This is a genomic window from Candidatus Dormiibacterota bacterium, assembly GCA_036495095.1.
In the GTDB taxonomy this organism is placed as follows: domain Bacteria; phylum Chloroflexota; class Dormibacteria; order Aeolococcales; family Aeolococcaceae; genus CF-96.
In genome coordinates this window covers 1-5,460 of sequence record DASXNK010000036.1, presented here as the reverse complement: position 1 = coordinate 5,460, position 5,460 = coordinate 1, and the positions used below count along the sequence as shown (strand labels likewise).

Here is a 5,460-nt window from a genome sequence, read left to right as displayed (position 1 = left end):
GCTGGCCACCAGCAGCCACTACGGCTCGATCTACCCGGCTGTGCAGAACCTGCTCCTCGCCGCCCGCGCCGCCGGCCTCGCGGCCTCGCTGATCACCCTGCCCCTCTGGTCGACCCTGCACGCCCGCCGCATCCTCCACATGCCGCTCACCGTCGACCCGGTCTGCATGGTGCCCCTGGGCTGGCCGATCGGCCGCTACGGCCGCAAGCGCCGCCCTCTCGAGGGCGTGATCCACCTCGACCGCTGGTTAGCCTATGGACCGGGTACCTCGAGGGTGAGGAGGTCGTGGGCGAGGAGGGCGCCGGGGAGGGGGCGGCGCTCGCCGAGGTGGCTGAGCACGAAGCGGGTGGCGGGGAGCGCCGCCATCAGCTCGCTCACCTCGCCCGCCCACATGTGGGAGGCGAGCGGGCCCTCGAAGGAGGTGCACTCGCACACCATCACGGCGGACTGGGCGGCGCAGCGGCGCAGGCCGGCGCACATCTCGCTGTCACCGCTGAAGCCCACCGTGACCCCGTCCGGGGCGGTGATGGCGTAGGCGAGCGACGGGCCGGTGGAGTGGACCACCGCGTGGGAGCGGACCCGGTAGCCGTCGAGCACGGTGTCGCTGCCGTCCTGGAGCACCACCGTCTCGGGGCGCAGCCGCTCGCGGATGACGCTCTGGAGGGAGGCGCCGTAGCCGGTGCGCAGCAGGCGGCGCACGTACTCCTCGGTGCCCGGCGGGCCGGCCAGCCGGAGCCGGGCGGGGGCGTCGTCGTTCAGCGCCCGTGCCCCCAGGAAGACCGGGAGCATGTAGGTGTGGTCGGCGTGGAAATGGGTGAGCAGCACGGTGGTGACCGCGGCCAGCTCCAGGCCGGCGCGGGGCATCTGCACCTGCACCGCGCAGCCGCAGTCGACGAGGATGCGTCCGTCCACGCAGTAGGCGGAGTTGTGGCCGCAGCCGCTGAACGCCGAGCCGCTGCCCAGCACCGTCAGACGCACGGTGCGGCAGCCTAGCAGTACGCTCCCCGCCATGCTCGAGGCACCAGTCCGGCTCACCGCCTACGCGTCCGGCGGGGGCTGCGCGACCAAGATCTCCCAGGCCGACCTCGCCGGCATCCTCGCCGGCCTGCCGCTGCCGGTCGACGACCCCGCCCTGCTGGTCGGCGCCGGCACCGGCGACGACGCCGCGGTCTACCGGCTGCGCGACGACCTCGCGCTGGTGCTCACCACCGACTTCTTCGCCCCGGTCGTCGACGACCCCGACGACTACGGCGCCATCGCCGCCGCCAACGCGCTCAGCGACGTCTATGCGATGGGCGGCACCCCGCTGCTGGCGCTCAACCTGGTCGCCTGGCCGCAGGAGGACGTGCTCCCCGCCAGCGTCCTGGAGCGGGTGCTCCGGGCCGGCGCCGCCACCGTCGCCGAGGCCGGCGCGCTGCTCGCCGGCGGTCACTCGGTGCGCGACCAGGAGCCGAAGTACGGACTCGCCGTGGTCGGCACCGTGCATCCCGACCGGGTGCTCACCAACGCCGCCGGGCGCCCGGGGATGGCGCTGGTGCTCACCAAGGCGCTGGGGACGGGGATCGTCAGCAACGCCACCAAGCTCGGCGATGCGCCGGCGGAGGTCACCGCCGCGGCGGTCGCGAGCATGCGCCGGCTCAACTGCGACGCCGCCGCGGCGGCGCTCGCCTGTGCGGTGACCTGCGCCACCGACGTCACCGGCTTCGGGGTGCTCGGCCACGCCCGCTCGCTGGCCCGGGCGAGCGGCTGCGGGGTCGAGGTCGACGCCGCCGCCCTGCCCCTCCTCCCCGGCGTCGCGGACCTGGTGGCGGCGGGGCTGGTCCCCGGCGGCAGCCGGCGCAACCGCGCCGACGCCGACGGCTGGACCAGCTGGGACCCGGGCGTCACCGAGCTGCAGCGCACCGTCGTCACCGACGCCCAGACCTCGGGTGGCCTGCTCCTGGCCGTCGACCCCGCGCGCTGCGCCGAGCTCTGCGAGCGGCTGGTCGCCGCCGGCTGCAGCGACGCGGTCGTGGGCCGCCTGGTCGAGGCCGGGGCGGGCGAGGTGCGGGTCCGGGTGTAACGACCCGGTCGCGCCAGGTGTCGCGAGCCGGTCGAGTGGGTACAACTGAGCCGGCCTCACTAGGAGAGGCACTCAGCAATCCGAAGGAACCCACGTGATCCCAGCCCCTCCCGCCGCCGCCGAGGCTCGCCTCGCCGAGCTGCTCACCCGCGCCTCCCGGCGATTCCACCGCGGCGTCGGCGCCCGGCTCGCGCCCCTCGGTCTCACCTGGCCTCAGGCGCGGGTGATGCGGCTGATCGCCGAGCCCGGCTCGAGCATGCGGATGGCCGACATCGCCGCCCGGCTCGGGGTGGTGCCCCGCTCCGCGACCTCGATGGTCGATGTCCTCGAGGAGGGCGGCCTGGTGACCCGGCATCCGGATCCCCAGGACCGGCGCTCGGTGCTGGTCAGCCTCAGCCCGGAGGGACGGCGGCTGCTCGACGGCCTCGACGAGGCCCGCCGCACCACCGCCGAGGCGATGCTCGAGAGGCTGACCGCCGCCGACCGCGGCGAGCTGGTGCGTCTGCTCGAGGCGGTGGTCGAGGGTGACTGCGACTGCGGGCACGGAGGGGGACGGCGATGACGCAGTGGGGTCCGAGCATGCGCTCGTTCCGACGCGACGACTCGGTGAAGCGGCACCGGCTGGCTCCCGGCACGGTGCGCCGCATGGCCGGCTTCGCCCGGCCCTACCGGCGGATGCTCGCCGGCTTCCTCGCGCTGGTGGTGATCGACGCCGCCATCGGCACCGCCAACCCGCTGATCTTCCGCGAGATCATCAACGGCGGCATCGTCCACCACAACTCCCGCCTGGTGGTGGGGCTGGCGCTGCTGGTGGCCGGCCTCGCCCTGGTCGACGCCGGCCTGTCGCTGGCCCAGCGGCTGGTGTCGTCCCGGGTCGGCGAGGGGCTGATCTTCGACCTCCGCTCCCGCGTGTTCGGTCACGTGCAGCGGATGCCGCTGGCCTTCTTCACCCGCACCCAGACCGGTGCCCTGGTGTCCCGCCTCAACCACGACGTGCTCGGCGCCCAGCAGGCCTTCACCGACACCCTCTCCAGCGTGGTCAGCAACCTGATCACCGTGACCATCGTGCTGATCACCATGCTGCTGCTCAACTGGCAGATCACCCTGGTGGCGCTCAGCCTGCTGCCGGTGTTCGTGCTCCCGGCGCGCTGGGTGGGCCGCCGCCTGCAGTCGATCACCCGCGAGAGCTACGGGCTCAACGCCCAGATGAACACCACCATGACCGAGCGCTTCAACGTCTCCGGCGCGCTCCTGGTCAAGCTCTTCGGCCGCCAGGACGAGGAGCGCCGCGGCTTCGAGGCGAAGGCGGCCCGGGTGCGTGACATCGGCATCACCCAGGCGATGTACAGCCGCGTGTTCATGACCTCGCTGCTGCTGGTCGCCTCGCTCGCCACCGCGCTGGTCTACGGCTGGGGCGGGCTGCTGTCCGTGAACGGCGCCCTCGACGTCGGCACCGTGGTGGCGCTCACCGCCTACCTCAACCGTCTCTACGGCCCGCTGACCGCGCTCTCCAACGTCAACGTCGACGTGATGACCGCGCTGGTCTCCTTCGAGCGCGTCTTCGAGGTGCTCGACCTACCGCCGATGATCGACGAGCGGCCGGACGCGGTGGCGATCCCCCGCGGCGCCGGGCGCATCGAGTTCGAGCACGTGAACTTCGCCTACCCGAGCGCCGAGGAGGTCTCGCTGGCCTCGCTGGAGTCGGTGGCGGTGCTCGACCAGACCCCCTCGACCCCGGTGCTCTTCGACGTCGACTTCACTGTCGAGCCCGGCCAGATGGTCGCCCTCGTCGGCCCCTCCGGGGCGGGCAAGACCACCATCAGCCACCTCGTGCCCCGGCTCTACGACGTGCGCGGCGGTGCCGTCCGCCTCAACGGCGTCGACGTCCGCGACGCCACCCTGGAGTCGCTCGGCGCCACCGTCGGGGTGGTGACCCAGGACGCCCATCTCTTCCACGAGACCATCCGTTCCAACCTCCTGCTCGCCCGGCCCGAGGCCACCGACGGGGAGCTGCGCGACGCTCTGCGCGGCGCCCAGATCCTGCGCTTCGTCGACTCCCTGCCCGCCGGCCTCGACACCGTGGTCGGCGACCGCGGCTACCGCCTCTCCGGCGGCGAGAAGCAGCGCATCGCGATCGCCCGGGTGCTGCTGAAGGCGCCCGACATCGTCGTCCTCGACGAGGCCACCGCCCACCTCGACTCCGAGTCCGAGCTGGCGGTGCAGCACGCGCTGCGCACCGCGCTGGCGGGACGCACCTCGCTGGTCATCGCCCACCGCCTCTCCACGGTGCGCGAGGCGGACCTGATCCTGGTGATCGACGGCGGCCGGGTGGTCGAGCGCGGGCGCCACGACGACCTGATCGCTGCGGGCGGCCTCTACTCCGAGCTCTACCGGACGCAGTTCTCGAGTCAGGCGGCGGTCGCCTAGGTCCGGCGCCGGGGGTCGAAGGCGCCCCAGCCGTCGGGGGTGACGCCGTCCAGGACCATCGCGGCCATCCCCTCGGCGGTCGCGGGGGCGAGGAGGACGCCGTTGCGGTGGTGGGCGGTGGCGGTGAGGAGGGTCTCGCCGAGCCGGCCGAGCAGGGGGAGGCCGTCGGGGGCGCGGGGGCGCAGGCCGACCCGCGCGTGGGCGGGGGTGGCGGCGGCGAAGCCGCGGAGGAGGCGGGCGCCCACCCCCCGCAGGTGGCGCTCCGCCGCCGGGGTGCGCCGGGCGTCGAATCCGGCGTGGTCCTCGGTGGCGCCGACCAGGGTGACGCCGTCGCCCCTCGCCACCGCGTAGCCGTGGAGGCCGGCGAAGACGACCCGCCCCGGGGCGGGGTCGAGGTCGCGCACCCCGAGCAGCTGCCCACGCACCGGCTCCACGGGGAGCGGGGGCACGCCGAGGGCGTCGGCGAGCCGTCCGCTCCAGGCCCCGGCGCAGAGCACCACCGTCGCCGCGGGGATGGAGCGACCGTCGTCGAGGCGCACGCCGCCGCCGTCGAGGGCGCCGGTCACCTCGGCGCCGGTGAGCAGCTCGGCGCCGTGGCGGCGGGCGGCGGCGAGCAGGGCGTTGACCGCCCGGACGCTGTGGACGTGCCCCTCGCCGGCGTAGAGGGCCGCGCCGGCGGCGTCCCCGAGGGCGGGCTCGGCGGCGGCGGTGGCGGCGGCGTCGAGCCACTCCACCGCCACACCCGCGGCCCGCCGGGCGGCGGCGCGCTCGCGCAGCTCCGGCACCTCGGCCTCCTCGAGGGCGACCCGGAGCAGGCCGCCGGTGTCGAGCTCGCAGTCGACGCCGCCCTCCTCGAGCAGGGTCGCGGCGAGGCCCGGCCACAGCGCCAGGCTGCGGCGGCAGAGGTCGAGGAAGGGGCCGGCCGCGGGGGCCTCGCTGCAGGGGGCGAGCATCCCCGCCGCCGCCCCCGA

At 74.9% G+C, this 5,460-nt stretch carries 5 protein-coding genes and 1 pseudogene; 4 read left to right on the top strand and 2 right to left on the bottom strand.

From position 1 onward, the window contains the following. Positions 1 to 244 (top strand): annotated as a pseudogene (locus VGL20_04050) (nitroreductase family protein). A gap of 8 nt (positions 245 to 252) precedes the next feature. Here VGL20_04050 and VGL20_04045 read toward each other — a convergent pair. Beyond that, on the bottom strand, positions 253 to 978 hold the full coding sequence (locus VGL20_04045; GenBank protein HEY2702843.1) for an MBL fold metallo-hydrolase: 726 nt from the start codon (positions 976 to 978) through the stop codon (positions 253 to 255). Positions 979 to 1,009: 31 nt separating this feature from the next. Between VGL20_04045 and selD the strand changes: the two genes are divergently transcribed. The 3 genes from selD to VGL20_04030 all read left to right on the top strand — a co-directional run bounded on the left by selD (position 1,010) and on the right by VGL20_04030 (position 4,489). Then, positions 1,010 to 2,062 (top strand): selenide, water dikinase SelD, encoded by a 1,053-nt coding sequence (gene selD / locus VGL20_04040; protein HEY2702842.1) that lies wholly within the window; start codon positions 1,010 to 1,012, stop codon positions 2,060 to 2,062. A 94-nt stretch (positions 2,063 to 2,156) separates the two neighbouring features. Then, positions 2,157 to 2,624 carry a MarR family transcriptional regulator gene (locus VGL20_04035; GenBank protein HEY2702841.1) on the top strand — a complete coding sequence of 156 codons (468 nt, stop codon included), beginning with the start codon at positions 2,157 to 2,159 and terminating at the stop codon, positions 2,622 to 2,624. Positions 2,625 to 2,641: 17 nt separating this feature from the next. After that, positions 2,642 to 4,489 carry an ABC transporter ATP-binding protein gene (locus VGL20_04030; GenBank protein ID HEY2702840.1) on the top strand — a complete coding sequence of 616 codons (1,848 nt, stop codon included), beginning with the start codon at positions 2,642 to 2,644 and terminating at the stop codon, positions 4,487 to 4,489. Here the strand turns inward: VGL20_04030 and VGL20_04025 are convergent. Then, a partial coding sequence (locus VGL20_04025; GenBank protein HEY2702839.1) for an FAD-dependent oxidoreductase occupies positions 4,486 to 5,460 on the bottom strand: 975 nt, incomplete at its 5' end. The genes VGL20_04030 and VGL20_04025 overlap by 4 nt on opposite strands.